This window comes from Serratia odorifera (assembly GCF_041448735.1).
In the GTDB taxonomy this organism is placed as follows: Bacteria; Pseudomonadota; Gammaproteobacteria; order Enterobacterales; family Enterobacteriaceae; genus Serratia_F; species Serratia_F odorifera.
Genome location: NZ_JBGMUT010000010.1, coordinates 94,844 through 113,661 on the forward strand (window position 1 = coordinate 94,844; position 18,818 = coordinate 113,661).

16 protein-coding genes are annotated in these 18,818 nt (G+C 57.7%); 5 read left to right on the top strand and 11 right to left on the bottom strand.

Going from position 1 to position 18,818, the window contains the following annotated elements; translation table 11 throughout:
- Positions 1-275: 275 nt before the first annotated feature.
- On the top strand, positions 276-1,460 hold the full coding sequence (emrD, locus tag ACCC84_RS19670; RefSeq protein WP_198773835.1) for a multidrug efflux MFS transporter EmrD: 1,185 nt from the start codon (positions 276-278) through the stop codon (positions 1,458-1,460).
- A 57-nt stretch (positions 1,461-1,517) separates the two neighbouring features.
- Here emrD and glpX read toward each other — a convergent pair whose 3' ends face one another.
- The 3 genes from glpX to ACCC84_RS19685 form a co-directional block, all read right to left on the bottom strand.
- Complete coding sequence (glpX, locus tag ACCC84_RS19675; protein ID WP_004956512.1) at positions 1,518-2,528, bottom strand: class II fructose-bisphosphatase; 1,011 nt, start codon at positions 2,526-2,528, stop codon at positions 1,518-1,520.
- Positions 2,529-2,655: 127 nt separating this feature from the next.
- On the bottom strand, positions 2,656-4,164 hold the full coding sequence (glpK, locus tag ACCC84_RS19680) for a glycerol kinase GlpK (protein ID WP_004956511.1): 1,509 nt from the start codon (positions 4,162-4,164) through the stop codon (positions 2,656-2,658).
- A gap of 41 nt (positions 4,165-4,205) precedes the next feature.
- A complete protein-coding gene (locus ACCC84_RS19685) occupies positions 4,206-5,051 on the bottom strand; it encodes an MIP/aquaporin family protein (RefSeq protein ID WP_004956510.1) in 846 nt (281 codons plus the stop codon).
- Between the two features lie 535 nt (positions 5,052-5,586).
- On the opposite strand from ACCC84_RS19685, the gene zapB reads away from it, so the two are divergent.
- A complete protein-coding gene (zapB, locus tag ACCC84_RS19690) occupies positions 5,587-5,826 on the top strand; it encodes a septal ring assembly protein ZapB (RefSeq protein ID WP_004956509.1) in 240 nt (79 codons plus the stop codon).
- Positions 5,827-5,883: 57 nt separating this feature from the next.
- Here the strand turns inward: zapB and rraA are convergent, their stop codons facing one another.
- The 7 genes from rraA to priA all read right to left on the bottom strand — a co-directional run bounded on the left by rraA (position 5,884) and on the right by priA (position 13,899).
- A complete protein-coding gene (rraA, locus tag ACCC84_RS19695) occupies positions 5,884-6,369 on the bottom strand; it encodes a ribonuclease E activity regulator RraA (protein WP_004956507.1) in 486 nt (161 codons plus the stop codon).
- 75 nt (positions 6,370-6,444) lie between these two features.
- Positions 6,445-7,362, bottom strand: a complete 918-nt coding sequence (locus tag ACCC84_RS19700) for a 1,4-dihydroxy-2-naphthoate polyprenyltransferase (RefSeq protein ID WP_039991411.1) — start codon at positions 7,360-7,362, stop codon at positions 6,445-6,447.
- Positions 7,363-7,456: 94 nt separating this feature from the next.
- The gene (gene hslU, locus ACCC84_RS19705) at positions 7,457-8,788 is read right to left on the bottom strand and encodes an ATP-dependent protease ATPase subunit HslU (protein WP_004956505.1); all 1,332 of its coding nucleotides are present in this window, start codon (positions 8,786-8,788) and stop codon (positions 7,457-7,459) included.
- 12 nt (positions 8,789-8,800) lie between these two features.
- Positions 8,801-9,331: an ATP-dependent protease subunit HslV gene (gene hslV / locus ACCC84_RS19710; RefSeq protein WP_039991409.1), complete on the bottom strand. Its 531-nt coding sequence runs from the start codon at positions 9,329-9,331 to the stop codon at positions 8,801-8,803.
- Between the two features lie 102 nt (positions 9,332-9,433).
- Entirely contained in the window at positions 9,434-10,351 is a 918-nt protein-coding gene (gene ftsN, locus ACCC84_RS19715; protein ID WP_371902186.1) for a cell division protein FtsN, read from the bottom strand.
- A 65-nt stretch (positions 10,352-10,416) separates the two neighbouring features.
- The gene (gene cytR / locus ACCC84_RS19720) at positions 10,417-11,445 is read right to left on the bottom strand and encodes a DNA-binding transcriptional regulator CytR (RefSeq protein WP_198773832.1); all 1,029 of its coding nucleotides are present in this window, start codon (positions 11,443-11,445) and stop codon (positions 10,417-10,419) included.
- Positions 11,446-11,703: 258 nt separating this feature from the next.
- Positions 11,704-13,899 (bottom strand): primosomal protein N', encoded by a 2,196-nt coding sequence (gene priA, locus ACCC84_RS19725; protein ID WP_198773831.1) that lies wholly within the window; start codon positions 13,897-13,899, stop codon positions 11,704-11,706.
- A gap of 200 nt (positions 13,900-14,099) precedes the next feature.
- Here priA and rpmE point away from each other — a divergent pair, with 200 nt between their 5' ends.
- Entirely contained in the window at positions 14,100-14,315 is a 216-nt protein-coding gene (rpmE, locus tag ACCC84_RS19730; protein WP_004956496.1) for a 50S ribosomal protein L31, read from the top strand.
- 75 nt (positions 14,316-14,390) lie between these two features.
- Here rpmE and metJ read toward each other — a convergent pair whose 3' ends face one another.
- Positions 14,391-14,708, bottom strand: a complete 318-nt coding sequence (gene metJ / locus ACCC84_RS19735) for a met regulon transcriptional regulator MetJ (protein WP_004956495.1) — start codon at positions 14,706-14,708, stop codon at positions 14,391-14,393.
- Positions 14,709-15,023: 315 nt separating this feature from the next.
- Between metJ and metB the strand changes: the two genes are divergently transcribed.
- Both metB and ACCC84_RS19745 read left to right on the top strand, forming a co-directional pair.
- On the top strand, positions 15,024-16,184 hold the full coding sequence (gene metB, locus ACCC84_RS19740) for a cystathionine gamma-synthase (protein ID WP_371902187.1): 1,161 nt from the start codon (positions 15,024-15,026) through the stop codon (positions 16,182-16,184).
- 2 nt (positions 16,185-16,186) lie between these two features.
- A complete protein-coding gene (locus tag ACCC84_RS19745; RefSeq protein WP_088499835.1) occupies positions 16,187-18,622 on the top strand; it encodes a bifunctional aspartate kinase/homoserine dehydrogenase II in 2,436 nt (811 codons plus the stop codon).
- Positions 18,623-18,818: the final 196 nt, after the last annotated feature.

An 18,818-nucleotide genomic window follows, 5' to 3' on the forward strand; every position in this document is an offset into this window, starting at 1 on the left:
TATTTTATTTCAAGATGATGAAAAGAATTATCGATTAAATGCTAAAGCGGAGCTACTGCAAGTGTGGCTTGGGTATCGGCCGGGGCGAGTCGTACAGTTTAATTTACGACGCTGGTCGGCATTGCTGCCAGTGTGAGCGCGATCAAAGTTTGCAGGAAACTCGCTAAAAAAAATAGATTTGTTAGCTTATGCCGCGATAAAGGGCTGGCGGCATCGGCGTCGGACAACGATACCTGCACAGGCGGTTTTGGCGAGTTAATACGTTAACGAAGATAATGAGAAAATTAGAAAATTTTCACCTGTTGGTGATGTTGATCCTGCTGGTGGCCGTCGGCCAGATGGCGCAAACCATTTATGTTCCTACCATTGCCGATATCGCTCACGACCTGTCGGTACCTAACGGTGCAGTACAGCGGGTGATGGCGGCTTATCTGATGACCTACGGGTTTTCCCAGCTGATTTACGGCCCGCTGTCGGACCGTATTGGTCGCCGCCCGGTGATTTTGGCGGGGATGGTGATATTTATCGTCGGCGCGACGGGTGCCTTGATGGCCAGTAGCCTGACGATGCTGGTGGCCGCCAGCGCGATCCAGGGGATGGGCACCGGCGTTGCCGGGGTGATGGCGCGCACCATGCCGCGCGATCTGTATGCCGGCAGCGCGCTGCGCTACGCCAACAGCTTACTGAATATGGGGATTCTGGTCAGCCCGTTGTTGGCACCGGTGATCGGCGGTGCGCTGGCGATGATGTTCGGTTGGCGTGCCTGCTACGCGTTTCTACTGGTGCTGTGCGTCGGCGTGGCGTTTGCCATGTTGCGCTGGTTGCCGGAAACGCGGCCGCAACAAACGGAAAAGCGCCGCATGCTGGCCAGTTTTCGCCAACTGCTGGGTGACGGTACCTTCAGCTGTTACTTGGTGATGCTGATTGGCGCGCTGGCGGGTATTGCGGTGTTTGAGGCCAGCTGCGGCGTATTGATGGGCGGGGTGCTGGGGCTGAGCGGGCTGACCGTTAGCATTCTGTTTATTCTGCCGATCCCGGCGGCCTTTTTTGGCGCCTGGTATGCCGGCCGTGACGGCAAGACCTTCCACAGCCTGATGTGGCATTCGGTGATCAGTTGTCTGCTGGCAGGCCTGATGATGTGGGTCCCCGGTTGGTTCGGGGTGATGAACATCTGGACATTGATCGTACCGGCGGCGCTGTTCTTCTTTGGTGCCGGCATGCTGTTCCCGCTGGCAACCACCGGCGCGATGGAGCCGTTCCCCTATCTGGCCGGTGCCGCGGGCGCGTTGGTGGGCGGTATGCAAAACATGGGGTCCGGGCTGGCGACATGGCTGTCCGCCATGCTGCCGCAGACCGGGCAGTTCAGTCTGGGTCTGTTGATGTTTGCCATGGCGCTGCTGATTTTGCTGTGCTGGTGGCCGCTGTCCAATCGGATGCAGCACCAGGGGCACACCGCCTGATGCTGGCAGGCCAGGCAGGCCAGGCAGGCCTGGCCCAGGGGCGGCGGTGGCCGCTGACTACAGTAGGAACGGGTGCAGCGCCGGGTCTTTGCGATCGAGGTAATGGGTCGAGCGAATACGGCGGATGGTACGGGACTTGCCCCGAATCAGCAGCGTTTCCGTGGTGGCCATATTGCCCTTGCGGCTAATGCCTTCCAACAGATCGCCTTTGGTGATGCCGGTAGCGGCGAAAATCACATTATCGTTGCGCGCCATGTCGTCCAGCCGCAGGAGCTTGCCAGCTTCGATGCCCATTTCCTTGCAGCGTGTCAGCTCTTCTTCACCGATGCGCCGGTTTTCCGCGCTGTCGCCCTTCACCTGATGGCGCGGCAGCAGGCGAGCCTGCATATCGCCATCCAGCGCGCGGATCACCGCCGCCGAAATAACCCCTTCCGGCGCGCCACCAATACCGTACATCACATCCACTTCGCTTTCCGGCATGCAGGTGAGAATCGATGCCGCCACGTCACCGTCGGGAATGGCGAACACTTTGACGCCCAGTTGCTGCATTTGCGCAATAACCGCCTCATGGCGTGGTTTCGCCAGCGTAATCACCGTCAGCTGTGCCAGAGGTTTGGCCAGGCGCGCGGCGACGTTTTTCAGGTTTTCCGCCAGCGGCAGGTTGAGGTCAATGGCACCGTGTGCGGCCGGCCCTACTACCAGCTTTTCCATGTACATGTCCGGCGCGTGCAGAAACGTACCGCGATCGCCCACCGCCAGTACCGCCAACGCGTTGGACTGGCCCATGGCGGTCATGCGGGTGCCTTCGATGGGATCGACGGCGATATCCACCGCGTCGCCGTAGCCGCTGCCAACCTGTTCGCCGATATACAGCATTGGTGCCTCATCGATTTCCCCTTCGCCGATCACGATGCGTCCATCGATATCCACCTTATTGAGCATAATGCGCATGGCGTTGACGGCGGCGCCGTCGGCGGCATTTTTGTCGCCGCGCCCCAGCCACTTGTAGCCGGCCAGAGCGGCAGCTTCGGTCACGCGGGAAAATTCGATGGCTAATTCACGTTTCATGGCAGAACCTGTCAGTGAGAAGGAAGAAAATATCGACAAAGTCTACCACAGCGGGGTGCCGGCGGGGCGAGGCAAAAAAAAACGCCGCCCGCAGGCAGCGTTTGTTCAGAAGGATACGCGGTGGCGCTTATTCGTGTTCTTCCCATGCCTGGGCACGTGCCACCGCTTTCTTCCAACCGCTATAGCGGTAGTTACGCTCGGTGGTTTCGATGCTTGGGCGGAACTCGCGTTCAATGACCGCCTTGCTCTTCACTTCGTCCAGATCGTTCCAGAACCCGACCGCCAGACCGGCGAGGAAGGCAGCACCCAGCGCGGTAACTTCCCGTACTTCAGGGCGCTCTACGCGGGTGCCGAGAATATCTGACTGGAACTGCATCAGGAAGTTGTTGGCCACCGCGCCACCGTCGACGCGCAGCGATTGCAGACGGGTGTTGGAGTCTGCCTGCATGGCGTCCAGCACGTCGCGGGTTTGGTAGGCGATGGATTCCAGCGTCGCACGGATGATGTGGTTGCTGTTCACGCCGCGAGTCAGGCCAAAGATGGCGCCGCGGGCGTACGGATCCCAGTAAGGCGCGCCGAGGCCGGTGAAGGCCGGCACCACGTATACGCCGTTACTGTCCTTCACCTTGCTGGCGAAGTATTCGGAGTCGGTGGCGTCGCTGATCAGCTTCAGCTCGTCACGCAGCCACTGGATGGAGGCACCGCCGATGAACACCGCGCCTTCCAGCGCATAGTTCACTTCGCCGCGCGGGCCGCAGGCGATGGTGGTCAGCAGGCCGTGGCTGGAGCTTACCGCTTCGGTGCCGGTGTTCATTAACAGGAAGCAGCCGGTGCCGTAGGTATTCTTGGCCATGCCCGGTTGAACGCACAGTTGGCCGTACAGCGCTGCCTGCTGGTCACCGGCAATGCCGGCGATTGGGATGCGCGTGCCGCCTTTGCCGCCGATGTTGGTCTGGCCGTAGATTTCAGAAGACGGGCGCACTTTCGGTAGCATGGCGCGCGGAATATCCAGCGCCTGCAACATGCGATCGTCCCAGTCCAGCTCATGAATGTTGAACATCATGGTGCGCGAGGCATTGGTATAATCGGTAACGTGCACCCGACCCTGAGTCATTTTCCACACCAGCCAGGTGTCGACGGTACCGAACAGCAGTTCGCCGCGCTTGGCGCGTTCGCGCGCCCCTTCGACGTGGTCGAGGATCCATTTTACCTTGGTGCCGGAAAAGTAGGGGTCAACCACCAGACCGGTGTTATGGCGAATGTACTCTTCCAGGCCGTCGCGCTTGAGCTGTTCGCAGATTTCTGCGGTACGGCGACATTGCCAGACAATGGCGTTATAGATCGGCTTGCCGGTGTCCTTTTCCCAGACGATGGTGGTTTCGCGCTGGTTGGTGATGCCGATGCCGGCAATCTGATCGGAACTGATATCGGCCTTGGCCAGTACTTCAACCAGCGTTGAGCTTTGTGACGCCCAGATTTCCATCGGGTCGTGTTCTACCCAGCCCGCTTTCGGGTACACCTGGGTGAATTCGCGCTGTGAGACTGCCACGATATTGGCGTCATGATCCATCACGACGGCGCGTGAACTGGTGGTTCCCTGGTCGAGAGCGACAATAAATTTTTTAGCTGTGGTCATGGTTTATTCCTGCTGTTGTTAACCATTTAAAACTGCGCCAATCACGCTTTGCGCTGCTGGGTCTTGGCGGCGGGCTCGTCTTCCTCGATGCAAACATCGCAAGGCAGATGACGACCAATCAATGCGCGGTAGCCGAAGGCACCCAGACCTGCGCCAAGGATTGGGCCAAAGATTGGCACCAGGAAGTAAGGGATGTCACGTGCGCCAGTGAAGGCCACTTCACCCCAACCGGCGATGTAGGCGAACATTTTCGGACCGAAGTCACGCGCCGGGTTGAGCGCGAAGCCGGTCAATGGTCCCATAGACGCGCCGATAACGGCAATCAGAATACCGATCAATAAAGGCGCCAGCGGGCCGCGCGGCACGCCGTTGCCATCGTCGGTCAGCGCCAGGATCAGGCACATCAGGATCGCGGTAATGACGGTTTCCACCAGGAACGCCTGCATCACGGAAATATGCGGGTTTGGATAGGTGGAGAAAATGCCGGCCAGATCCAGGCTTTCGTTGCTGCCACGCACCATGTGGTGGGCCGCTTCAAAATCAAAGAACAGGTTGTAATACAACCCGTAGACCAGCGCTGCGGCGCAGAAGGCTCCAGCCACCTGAGCAACGATGTAGGGGAGTACTTTGCGTCCATCAAAGCAGGCGAACAGCCACAGTGCGAGCGTGACTGCCGGGTTCAGGTGAGCGCCGGAGATCGCGGCGGTCAGATAAATCGCCATGGCGACCCCGAAGCCCCAGATGACGCTGATTTCCCATTGGCCGAAGCTGGCGCCGGCCAGTTTCAATGCGGCAACGCAGCCTACGCCAAAAAAGATCAACAGACCGGTGCCGAGGAATTCAGCAATGCACTGGCCTTTTAAGGTCGGACTGGTGGTTTGGCTCATAATGTTGTTGTCCTGCAAACAGCGGTTAGAGGTTTATAGGCTCTGCGCGTGGCGCCAGGTAGCCTAGGGTACAGTTTTTTTTATCTCGTCCAATTTTATTCGGAGGACGTGATGTAAATTTATCGTTAACGAACATAAACGAGAAATAGCGAAATCAAAATGTGTGTGCTTCGTCATAAAATTGAGCGAATTCGCGTCGTTTAGTGATCTTTCTAGGCCAAAAAGCACAGTGCTTATTCCTTTTTCCTAGTCGGTTGTTAACAAACCACCAACCCGGAGCGGCGTTTTTTTCAGTTTTTGCTGATGGTAGCGGTAGGAAATTTGCAACAGACTGCGTGATGAGCCGGTATGTTGCTAGACAGTGAGAGGCAGGCTACTTACAATCGTTTTTATCGAAAGAGCGTTTTATCGAGACAGGCGCGTTTTCCATAAAAGCGCGTGTCACTTGGCGCGATGCATATTCGCAGTAGCTGCAAGCCTTTGCTGCGGCCGCTACTTATAGATGTACGCCTTGCTATCATGAGGGGACTGAAGAATGTCATTTGAAGTATTTGAAAAACTGGAAGCAAAAGTTCAGCAGGCGATCGATACCATCACGCTGTTGCAGATGGAAATTGAAGAGCTGAAAGAGAAGAATAATACCCTGTCTCAGGAAGTTCAGAACGCCAGCGGTAATCACGATGCGCTGGTACGTGAGAACCAACAGCTGAAAGAAGAACAGCACGTATGGCAAGACCGCCTGCGCGCGCTGCTGGGCAAGATGGAAGAAGTCTGATTATTCGGCAATACAGAAAGGGCGCCTTTGGCGCCCTTTTTCATGGTGGGATGCTGCTTATTCGATATCGAGCGGATCTTCGGAAAGAATAATGCCGGTATTGTCAGCGTACAGATGGTCACCGGAGAAGAAGGTGACGCCGCCGAAATTAACCCGGATATCGCTTTCACCGACGCCTTCGCTCGGCGCGCCGGCCGGAATGGCCGCCATCGCCTGGATGCCGATATCCAGCTCTTCCAAATCGTCTACCTGACGCACAGCACCGTAAACCACGATGCCTTCCCATTCGTTCTGGGTTGCCAGACGCGCCAGTTCTGCGTTGATCAGCGCCCGGCGTACCGAACCACCGCCGTCGATCAACAGCACCCGGCCACGGCCGTTTTCTTCAAGCAGGTCAAAAAGCAGGCCGTTATCCTCGAAGCATTTCACCGTAGTGATCTGCCCGCCAAATGAAGTACGCCCGCCAAAATTGGAGAATAGAGGTTCAACTACGTTAACCTCTTCATGATAGATGTCGCAAAGTTCGGAAGTATCGTATTTCATAGGATTTTACGTCTGTTTGCCGCTGGAATAACCAGTATATCCCTTTATTTGCCATGTTGGCAAAATCATCGGTTTTTAACTGAGCACCACGCCGATGGCGAACAGTACATTGGCCAGCAGCGCGGCCTTGACCATGTGTTCCAACATCGGGCGCATACCGGCCGGCGACGGATCGCGCACGACGCGCAAGGCATGACGCCACAGCAGCGGCACCGCCAGTACGAACAGCCAGCCCCATGGGCCGCTGAGGTTGAACAGGGTAAACAGGGCGAAGCACAGCACTGAGCCGGCCAGCAACAGCGCATGATAGCGTCGGGCATTGGTCGGCCCCAAACGTACCGCTAGCGTGTTTTTGCCGTTGGCACGGTCGCTTTCGATATCGCGCAGATTATTGATGTTAAGTACCGCCGCCGCCAATAAACCGCAGGCGGTGGCCGGCAGCATAATGACACTGTCGAAATGGTGGGTTTGCAGGTAATAGGTGCCAGCGACGCTGAGCCAGCCGAAGAACACCAGCACCGAAATGTCGCCCAACCCCAGATAACCATAGGGCTTATTGCCCACGGTGTAGGTGATCGCTGCAACGATCGCCAACGCACCCAATACCAGGAACCCGACCACGTCGCTCGGTTTTTCGCAGGCCAGCGCAATCAGCGAACTGCCGGCAATGGCGATGAGCACCACGGTAATCACCAACGCCCGTTTCATCTGCGCCTGGCTAATCATGCCTTTTTGCATGCCACGCAACGGCCCGATGCGATCTTCGTTATCGCTGCCCTTGACCGCGTCGCCGTAGTCATTGGCCAGATTGGAGAGGATTTGCAACAGACCGGCGGTCAGCAGCGCAAGCAGCGCCACACCCGGTTTCAGGCTGTCTTGCCAGGCGGCGATCGCCGAACCGACAACGATGGAGGCAAAAGCCAGCGGCAGGGTACGTGGTCGTAAACTTTCCAACCAGGCTCGGGCCGGGGTGGTAGTGATAGATGAGCTCATTTTTCGCTTCAGCAGGTCAGGTGGCGGTGTCCCGGCCAAAAAATGGGAGGCGATGCCTCCCATATAATTGACTGACAGGACAATGATAGAGCGATTATAGGATAAAACGACTCAAATCTTCATCTGCTACCAGCTCATCCAGATGATTACCGACATATTGCGCATCAATGGTGATGCTCTGGCCGCTACTTTCGCTGGCATCGTAGGAGATATCTTCCATCAGACGTTCCAGTACGGTGTGCAAACGGCGCGCGCCGATGTTCTCGGTGCTTTCGTTGACCTGCCACGCCGCCTCTGCGATGCGGCGGATGCCGTCGGCGGTAAAGTCGATGGTCACGCCTTCGGTCGCCATCAGCGCTTTGTACTGCTCGGTCAGCGAGGCGTTCGGCTCGGTGAGGATGCGCTCGAAGTCTTCAGTGCTCAACGCCTGCAGTTCAACGCGGATCGGCAAACGACCCTGCAATTCCGGGATCAGATCCGACGGGCTGGCCACCTGGAATGCGCCGGAGGCGATAAACAGAATGTGGTCGGTTTTCACCATGCCGTGCTTGGTCGACACGGTGCTGCCTTCAACCAGCGGCAGCAGATCGCGCTGCACCCCTTCACGGGACACGTCCGGACCTGAAGATTCGCCGCGCTTACAGATTTTGTCGATTTCGTCGATAAACACGATGCCGTGCTGTTCCACCGCTTCGATCGCCTGTTCTTTCAGCTCTTCCGGGTTCACCAGCTTGGCCGCTTCTTCTTCCACCAGCAGTTTGAAGGCTTCTTTGATCTTCAGCTTACGTGGTTTCTGCTTTTGGCCGCCGAGGTTTTGGAACATCGACTGCAACTGGTTGGTCATCTCTTCCATGCCTGGAGGCGCCATGATTTCGACACCCATCGGCGCAGCCGCCAGATCGATCTCGATTTCCTTGTCGTCCAGTTGGCCTTCACGCAGTTTCTTGCGGAAGGCCTGGCGCGCGGCGGACGGTTCCTGGTGTTCTTCCGGCTGGCCCCAGTTATTCTTGGCCGGCGGGATCAGCACGTCGAGAATGCGTTCTTCGGCCATTTCTTCGGCGCGGGTGCGGTTTCTTTCGATCGATTGCAGGCGTACCATTTTGATCGCAGAATCGGTCAGATCGCGGATAATCGAATCCACTTCTTTACCAACATAGCCCACTTCGGTGAATTTTGTCGCTTCAACCTTGATGAATGGCGCATTGGCCAGTTTAGCCAGGCGACGGGCGATTTCGGTTTTACCGACGCCGGTCGGGCCGATCATCAAAATATTTTTTGGCGTTACTTCATGGCGCAGCTCTTCGTTGAGCTGCATGCGGCGCCAGCGGTTGCGCAGGGCAATGGCGACGGCACGTTTGGCCTTGCTCTGGCCGATAATGTAACCGTCCAGTTCGCTGACGATCTCGCGCGGAGTCATTTCAGACATAGTATTCGGTCCTTACGCTTTGGAAGGCAATTCTTCGATAGTGAGGAAATGGTTGGTGTAGATACAGATGTCACCGGCGATGCCGAGGGATTTCTCGACGATGTCGCGGGCGCCCAGATCGGTATTTTCCAACAACGCGCGAGCGGCAGACTGGGCGTACGGGCCGCCGGAACCGATCGCGATCAAATCATTTTCAGGCTGTACTACGTCACCGTTGCCGGTGATGATCAGCGAGGCGTTCTCGTCGGCGACGGCCAGCAAGGCCTCCAGACGACGCAGCATACGGTCGGTACGCCAGTCTTTTGCCAGCTCCACGGCGGCTTTCACCAGGTGGCCCTGGTGCATTTCCAGTTTACGTTCGAAGAGCTCAAACAGCGTGAAGGCGTCAGCGGTGCCCCCGGCGAAACCGGCGATCACTTTATCGTTGTACAGGCGACGTACTTTCTTGACGTTGCCCTTCATCACCGTATTTCCCAATGTTGCCTGGCCATCACCACCGATGACCACCTGGCCGTTGCGACGTACGCTTACAATTGTTGTCACGAGCAGACCCTCGTTGCAGACGGAAAGAAGCCCTCGCAGCGCCGGTCGGCACCGGCACTACGAGGCATATTGAGAGTATAGATGGGGGAGGATTAACGCTTTTCAACCCCCAACGGAGAGGGGAATGCAACTTGACATGCCAACGCCCTTCAGGCGCGAAAGTGTTTTATCGGCTGCAGCGCGGCTGCTGAACGGCCCGAGCACCACGCGATTCCAGCCGCCGCCATTGGTAATGCGACTTTCAATGCCTTCAAACGCCAGCCGGGCACGTACCGATTCTGCCTGATCGGTGGCGCGGAACGAGCCGCACTGCACCATCCAGCGCTGTTTCGATTCCTGCTTGGCGGTTTCCTGCTTCGCTTCCGGTTTAGGCTGCGGTTTTGCTTCAGGCTGTTTGGTCTGCACCGGCGGCGTGACGGCCGGCTTGGGCTGTTGCTGCACCGGAGCCGAACCGCTGTTGAACGGATTACGTGGCTGGTTCACCTGCTGCTGTTGCTGCTGTTGCTGCTGTTGCTGCTGTTGTTGCTGTTGTTGCTGTTGCAACTGTTGTTGCCGTTGCTGCATCTGCTGGCGGCTACTGCCCTGCGCCGCCATCGCATCGTTGTACGGCACTTCGTTCAGTTGGGTCGGCCGTTGTTGCATATCTGCCTGCATCTGCTCCAGCAGTTGGCGCTGTTCTGGCGTCAGTTGGGTTTTGGAGTTCACTTCACCGCCGGCCGTTGGTTCGGTCGGGGCCTGTACGCCAATCTGGCGGTTTTCCAGCTCTTTGATATAACGCCAGCGTTCTTCCGGCTTCGGTGGCAGGCCATTGCCCGGCCGGCTGCTGTGCGTAGGCAACAGCGGTGCGTCGTCCGGTTTGTTGTGCGTAATGAAATAAAGGCCACCGACAAAGATCACCAGCAGGGCAACAGCAAGCGCCACCACGGTTTTAGATACCTTCGGAGAACTGCTTTTTTTACGGCTGGGGGTTTTGCGCCGCGCTCCAGAGCGCCCGCGGCTTACATAGTCTTTCTGTGCCACTATTCTTCCGCTGTGTCTTTATAAGGAATTAAGTCCGTCATGTTACTGAACCCTAAAATATTTGACTAGCGTTTAGGAGCAGCGGTGCTGCCTCTGACGATCAGTTCGCTGTCCAATAAGCGGGAACCGCTGGCGACTGCCTGTCCGTGCAGTTGTTCCAGCAGCAGTAACATGGCCTGCTGACCAATCTGATAGCGCGGTTGCGCCACCGTGGTCAATGGCGGGTCGCAATACTGCACCAGCTTGATGTCGTCGAACCCGACAATCGACAGATCCTGCGGTACGCGCAGGCCCAATCGCTTCGCCTGCGACAACACGCCGATCGCCATCACATCGCTGTGACAGAATACCGCCGTTGGCGGTTTTGGCAGCGCCATCAGCGCCGCCAGCGCTTGCGCGCCTGCCTCGTAGGTGAAATCACCCCGGGTAATATAGCTGCTTTCGACGGTAATGCCATTACGACGTAATGCCTGAATGTAACCTTGCAGACGATAATGGCTGAGTGGCATCTGCTCCGGCCCGGCGATACAGGCGATGTGCGTGTGGCCGAGCTGATGCAGATAGTGCACCGCTTCGAAGGCGGCAGTGAGGTTGTCGATGTGCACCGTCGGCAATTCCAGTTCAGGTGCAAATTCATTGGCCATCACCATCGGCGGCAGGTTGCGCTGCTCTTCCTTGCTGGCGTCGAACGGCAGGTTGGAGCCCAACAGCAGCATACCGTCAATCTGTTTGGTGATTATCAGGTTAACGAAGGTGCGTTCCTGCTGATTTTGCTGCGCGCAGTCGCCGATCAGCACCAGGTAACCCTGCTGCGCAGCGGTCTGCTCGATCCCCTGGATCACGTCGGCGAAAAACGGGTCGCAGATGTCCGGCACGATCACCAGGATGGTGCGGGATTCGTTGCGCTTGATGTTGCGTGAGAGTGCATGGGGAGAGTAGCCCACGGCCAGTACGGCCTGTTCCACTTTCTGACGCGTCGGCGTTGACACCTTTTCCGGGTTCATCAACGCACGCGATACGGTAGCCGTTGAAACGCCCGCCATTTCGGCAACGTCTTTCATGGTCGCCATGGATAGTTCTTTCTTGTGTTCCAACGCCTTTCTCCTTGCGCCAGCCCCATGCCAACGCGACTACTGCAATACCCGACCTCGCTGACGTCGCCTGTTCAGCGTTGGCGTGCAGGTATGCTCACAAATGACAAAAAACCTTAGCAGACATTCTAAACAGATTACGTTCTGCTTTTGTTACCTAATTTGCATAAAAAATGTGACTTAGGAAGGTTTTTTCGCGTTCGCTCGCAAATTCAAGGGTAAACGTTTGCTTAACAGGAACTGAATCAGACTTTTCTGGGTTCAACTGTCGATGGGATCGACATCCAGCGTCCATTTTACTTTGCGTGCCTGCGGCAGCGTCCCGATCAGCGGCAGCGAACTTTTCATCAGTTGCTGCAACACGCGTCGCGACGGGTGCTGCAACAGCAACTGCCAGCGGAAACGGCCGCCGCGCTTGGATTGCAGCGCCGGCACTGGACCCATGATCCACAGCGATTCGTCCTTTAGCGGGCTGGCTTCCAGTAAGTTGCGCAGCTGCTGGAGGAATAGCGGCGCCTGCTGATTATCGTGATCGTCCGAACGCAGCAGAATATGGCTGGTATACGGTGGTAGAAACACGCTGTTACGTTCCGCCAGCGCCTGTTTGGCAAAGGCGTCGTAACCCTGTTGCAGCAGGATTTGCAGCAACGGGTGCTCCGGGTGGTGGGTTTGCAGCAACACTTCGCCCTGTTTGCCGGCGCGGCCGGCACGGCCGGACACCTGGGTATACAGCTGGGCAAAGCGCTCGGCGGAGCGAAAGTCGGCGGAAAACAGCGCGCCGTCCACGTCCAGCAGCGCCACCAGCGTGACGTCCGGGAAGTGGTGCCCCTTGGCCAGCATCTGGGTGCCGATCAGAATACGTGCGCCACCGCGGTGGATATCCGCCAGATGCTGTTCCAGCGAGCCTTTGCGACTGGTGGTATCGCGATCGATGCGGGTAATTGGCGTGTCCGGGAACAGCGGCGCCAGTTCATTTTCCAACTGCTCGGTGCCGACGCCGACCGATACCAGGTGGGTTGAGCCGCATTGTGGACACTGGTGCGGCACCGGGCGCTGGCTGTCGCAGTGGTGGCAACGCAGTTGGCGATGATTCTGGTGCAGCGTGTAATAGCGGTCACAGCGCTGGCATTCGGCTATCCAGCCACACTCGTGGCATAGCAACGCCGGCGCGTAACCGCGACGGTTGAGGAACAGCATGACCTGATTGCCGTTCTTGAGATGATGCTGCATGCTTTTCAACAACGGCTGCGACAGGCCGACTTTCAATGGCAGGCCTTTCAGGTCAATCAGATGCTGCGCCGCCGGTTTGGCGTTGCCGGCGCGCTGGGTTAATTTTAACTGGCGGTATTTCCCCAACTGCACATTGTGCAGCGTTTCCAGCGCTGGGGTGGCGGAGCCCATCACCATCGGAATGTTTTCTGCGTGCGCGCGAAACACGGCCAGGTCACGTGCGTGATAGCGCCAGCCTTCCTGCTGTTTGTACGAACTGTCGTGCTCTTCGTCGATGATGATCACGCCCAAGCGGGCAAACGGCGTAAACAGGGCAGAGCGCGTGCCGATGACAATCGCCGCTTCGCCGCTGCGCGCCCGCAGCCATACCGCCAGACGTTCGCTGTCGTTGAGGCCGGAGTGCAGAACCTCGACCGGCGCATTGAAGCGTTCGCGAAAGCGGGCAATAGTTTGTGGCGTCAGGCCGATTTCCGGCACCAGTACCAGCGCTTGGCGGCCCTTGGCCAGAATGTTTTCCAGCACGCTGAGATAGACTTCCGTTTTGCCGGATCCGGTGACGCCTGCCAACAGCCAGGCGGCAAACTGTTGATCCTCGCTGCGTATGGCACCGACGGCGGTGGCCTGCTCGGTATTCAGCCGCAGTCGCTCGCCCAACACGGCGAAATCGCGCCGCCAGTCCTGTGTGGCGACGGCCTGAGCACGCAGGTCAACCAGCCCCTTGGCGCGCAGCGCCTGGAGCGCAGGCTCGCTCAGTTCCAGTTCGCTGACCTGATGACGGTAAACCGGCCGCTGCAGTAGCGCAGCCAGCGCCTGTTGCTGCTTGGGCGCGCGTTTCAGGCTTTCCGGCGGGGTGGCGCGCCCCTGCTCGGTGGCGAACCATTGCCATAGCGGGGCGGCCTCTGCGGGTTTGCCCTGACGCAGCAGGATCGGTAGCGCATGAGACAGCACTTCGCCAAGCGGGTAGTGGTAGTACTCGCTGGCCCAGTTGAGAATACGCCACAGGCTGGGTGAAAACAGCGAGGTGTGATCGATGACGCTGTCGATCGGCTTCAGTTTTTCCAGCGGTACCTCGCTGGCTTCACTGCAGCCGGTTACGATGCCGATCGAGCGTTGCCGTCCCCAGGGAACGCTGACGCGTGCACCCATGACCGGTTGCACGCCATGCGGCAACAGATAGTCGAAGGTACGAGCGAGGGGAACCGGTAAAGCAACGTGAACAACGGGCATGAGGTCATCCAGGAGGTAAAGATTGTCGGCTAGTTTACACGCTAGCCGTTCAAATGTACGGATCCGATTGCGCGGGTGATATTATTCTGTATAATTTGCCGCCTTTGGTATAATTCGATACCAAAAAATTATCATCAATCACGTGTGGTGTCTGGCGAAACAGGGCTGGATAGCGACACGGCCTTAACTGAGGTTTCCCCATGAAACAAGGTATCCACCCAAAATACGACGTTGTTACTGCAAACTGCTCTTGCGGTAACGTGATCACTATCCGCTCTACAGTGGGTCACGATCTGAACCTGGACGTGTGTGGTCAATGCCACCCGTTCTACACTGGCAAGCAGCGTGACGTTGCTACCGGTGGCCGCGTTGACCGCTTCAACAAGCGTTTCAGCGTACCAGGCGCTAAGAAATAAGATTTCTTATCGTCCGATAAAAAAGGCGCCTCAGGCGCCTTTTTTGTTTTTGTCGCCTGCGTTGGCAGACGGCATTCAATATTCCCAGGTATCGGGATCCACACCCAGTTCGCGCATCAGCACTTTCGCGGCTTCCGGGATTTCATCGTTGCGCTCTTTGCGCAGGTCTTCATCGTTCGGCAGCGGCTGGCCGGTAAAGGCATGCAGGAACGCTTCGCACAGTAATTCACTGTTAGTGGCGTGGCGCAGGTTATTCACCTGGCGACGGGTCCGTTCATCGGTGAGGATCTTAAGAACCTTCAGCGGAATGGATACCGTGATTTTTTTTACTTGCTCGCTTTTTTTACCGTGTTCAGCGTAAGGGCTGACATACTCGCCGTTCCACTCAGCCATGGGACACCTTAAATTTGTCAGAAAAATTACAAAATTCTAAAAACCGGCTAATTATGCCCGATCTTCACTGTTCTCACTAAATAAATGTCAACTTTACGCGACCAAAGTCACTGATTGCTGTCGATCGATAGCTTTAGACTATGCTTAGCGCAACAACATCTTAACGTCATATCAAATCGCTATAATTTTAGCGGGTATTATGCCGATGCTCAATCTATACGCAAAGAAGTTTAGATGTCCAGATGTATTGACGTCCATCCTTCTTGCGATTAATCTTTAGGCCTCATTCACCGTATTCGAGAGCCGAGCCCCCTAATGACGCGTAAACCCGCCACCATCGCCGTGCGCAGCGGCCTGAACGATGACCAACAGTTTGGCTGCGTTGTTCCGCCGATTCATCTGTCCAGCACCTATAACTTCACCGACTTTAACCAGTCGCGAGCCCATGATTATTCGCGGCGCGGCAACCCGACGCGTGACGTGGTACAGCGTGCGCTGGCCGAGCTGGAAGGCGGTGCTGGTGCGGTGATGACCGGCAGTGGCATGTCGGCGATCCATCTGGTGACGACGGTACTACTGCAACCCGGCGATCTGCTGGTGGCACCGCACGACTGCTACGGCGGCAGCTATCGGCTGTTTGACAGCCTGAGCAAGCGTGGCGCCTATCGGGTGCTGTTTGTCGATCAGAGCGACGAGGCTGCGTTGCAACAGGCGTTAGCGCAAAAACCAAAGTTGGTGCTGATCGAAAGCCCGAGCAACCCGCTGTTGCGGGTGGTGGATATTGCCGCCATCTGTCAGGCGGCGCATGCCGCCGGTGCGCTGGCGGTGGTGGATAACACCTTCCTCAGCCCGGCGCTGCAGCAGCCGATTGCGCTGGGGGCGGATCTGGTGGTTCATTCCTGCACCAAATACCTTAACGGTCACTCCGACGTGGTTGCCGGCGCGGTGATTGCCAAAGACGCCGAGCTGGCGGTGGAGCTGGCGTGGTGGGCGAACAATATCGGCGTCACCGGCGGCGCGTTTGACAGCTACCTGCTGCTGCGCGGTATGCGCACGCTGTCGCCGCGCATCAAGGCGGCGCAACACAACGCCGATGCGATTGTCGGTTATTTACAGCAGCAACCTTTGGTCAAAAAGCTGTATCATCCTTCCCTGCCGGAAAACCCAGGCCATGAGATTGCGCGCCGGCAACAACGCGGTTTTGGTGCGATGCTCAGTTTTGAGCTGGACGGGGACGAGGCAGTACTGCGCCGCTTCCTGTCGGCTCTGGAGTTGTTCACATTGGCGGAATCGCTGGGTGGGGTGGAAAGCCTGATCTCGCATGCGGCGACCATGACCCACGCCGGCATGGCGGCGGATGCGCGAGCGGCGGCTGGCATTTCCGAAAGCCTGCTGCGTATTTCCGTGGGTATTGAAGACAGTGAAGATTTGATTGCCGATCTGGAACGCGCTTTCCAGGCGGCGGCAACGAGGTAAGCATGAATGCAATTGCGGTAGCAGGGCCGGTCAGCGGGCGTCAACTGCACAAATTTGGCGGCAGCAGCCTGGCGGATGTGAAGTGTTATCTGCGGGTGGCCGGAATTATGGCCGAATACAGCCAGCCGGGCGATCTGATGGTGGTATCGGCGGCCGGCAGCACCACTAACCAACTGATTAACTGGCTCAAGCTGAGCCAGAGCGATCGCCTTTCCGCGCATCAGGTTCAACAGGCGCTGCGCCGCTACCATAGCGAGCTGATTAGCGGCCTGTTACCGCCGGAAACCGCCGAGCCGTTGATTGCGGCATTTATTCACGATCTGGAGCGTCTGGCGGTGCTGCTGGACGGCAACGTCGATGACGTGACCTACGCCGAAGTGGTGGGGCACGGTGAAATCTGGTCGGCGCGCCTGATGGCGGAAGTGCTGAAGAAACTGGATATGCAAGCGGCCTGGCTGGATGCGCGCGATTTTCTGCGCGCCGAACGTGCGGCGCAGCCGCAGGTGGATGAAGGACGCTCCTACCCGCTATTGCAGCAGTTGATGGCACAGCATCCGGGCCGACGCCTGGTGGTGACCGGGTTTATTTCGCGCAACGACGCCGGTGAAACCGTGCTGTTAGGGCGCAACGGCAGTGACTATTCCGCCACGCAGATCGGCGCCTTGGCCGGCGTTGAGCGGGTCACTATCTGGAGCGACGTCGCCGGGGTGTACAGCGCCGATCCGCGTAAAGTGAAAGACGCCTGTCTGCTGCCGCTGTTGCGGTTGGACGAGGCCAGCGAACTGGCGCGCCTGGCGGCACCGGTATTGCACACCCGTACTTTGCAACCGGTATCCGGCAGTGATATCGATCTGCAACTGCGCTGCAGTTATCAACCGGAGCAGGGCTCTACGCGCATTGAGCGGGTGCTGGCCTCGGGCACTGGCGCGAAAATCGTCACCAGCCATGATGACGTCTGCCTGATCGAGCTGACGGTTGCACCCCAGCATGATTTCAAGCTGGCGCAAAAAGAACTGGATCTGGTGCTGAAACGCGCGCAGATCAAACCGCTGTCGATTGGCATCCACACCGATCGCAGCCTGATTCAGCTGTGCTATACCGCAGAAGTGGCCGGTAGCGTACTGCGCGTTTTGCAGCAAGCGGCGTTGCCGGGGACCTTGCAACTGCGGGAAGGGCTGGCGCTGGTGGCGCTGGTTGGTGCCGGCGTGTGTAAGAACCCGCTGCACAGCCATCGGTTCTATCAGCAGTTGAAAGATCAGCCGGTGGAGTTTATCTGGCAGGCGGAAGACGGCATCAGCCTGGTGGCGGTACTGCGTCAGGGGCCGACCGGCTTGCTGATCCAGGGGCTGCACCAGAGCCTGTTCCGGGCGGAAAAGCGCATCGGCCTGGTGCTGTTCGGCAAAGGCAATATTGGTTCGCGCTGGCTGGAACTGTTCGCACGTGAACAAAAAAACCTGTCTGCCCGTACCGGTTTTGAATTCATTCTGGCCGGGGTGGTGGACAGTCGTCGCAGTCTGCTCAATTACGACGGACTGGATGCCAGCCGCGCGTTGGCGTTTTTCGATGACGAAGCGCAGGAACTGGACGAAGAGTCGCTGTTTCTGTGGATGCGTGCTCATCCGTTCGACGATCTGGTGGTGCTTGACGTTACTGCCAGTGAAAACCTGGCAGATCAGTACCTGGATTTCGCCAGTTACGGTTTCCATGTTATTAGCGCCAACAAACTGGCCGGCGCGTCCTGCAGCGATACCCATCGCCAGATTCGCGACGCGTTCGCAAAAACCGGCCGCCATTGGCTGTATAACGCTACCGTGGGTGCCGGTTTGCCGGTGAACTACACGGTGCGCGATCTGCGTGATAGCGGCGACAGTATCTTGGCGCTCAGTGGTATTTTCTCCGGTACGCTGTCGTGGCTGTTCCTGCAATTCGACGGCACGGTGCCGTTTACCGAACTGGTTGATCAGGCGTGGCAGCAGGGGCTGACCGAACCCGATCCGCGCGTTGACCTTTCCGGACAGGACGTGATGCGCAAACTGGTGATTTTGGCGCGAGAGGCCGGTTATGACATCGAACCGAATCAGGTGCGGGTGGAATCGCTGGTGCCGGCAGGTACCGAACAGGGCTCGGTCGATCAGTTCTTTGAGAATGGCGATGCGCTGAATCAGCAGATGCTGCAACGCTTTGAGGCCGCCAGTGAAATGGGGCTGGTGTTGCGCCACGTGGCACGCTTCGATGCCAACGGCAAGGCGCGCGTCGGGGTGGAGGCGGTGCGACCAGAGCATCCGCTGGCGTCGCTGCTGCCGTGCGACAACGTGTTTGCCATTGAAAGCCGCTGGTATCGTGATAACCCGTTGGTGATCCGCGGGCCGGGCGCCGGGCGTGATGTCACCGCCGGAGCGCTGCAGTCGGATCTCAATCGTTTGGCACAGCTGCTGTAATCCCTCGAGCGCGGCTTGCCGCGCTCTGTGCGTAGTCTGTCTCTGGGCGCTGCCTGCGGCGCCCGGTACTCAATCCTCGATCGTGAAATTCTCTCGCCTAGCCGATGAGGATTAATCATCTTATTGCCCCAATTTTCCTGTTGACTCTTTAGCCAACTTGCGGCATTTTCTATCTAGACGTCTAAACGTATAGACG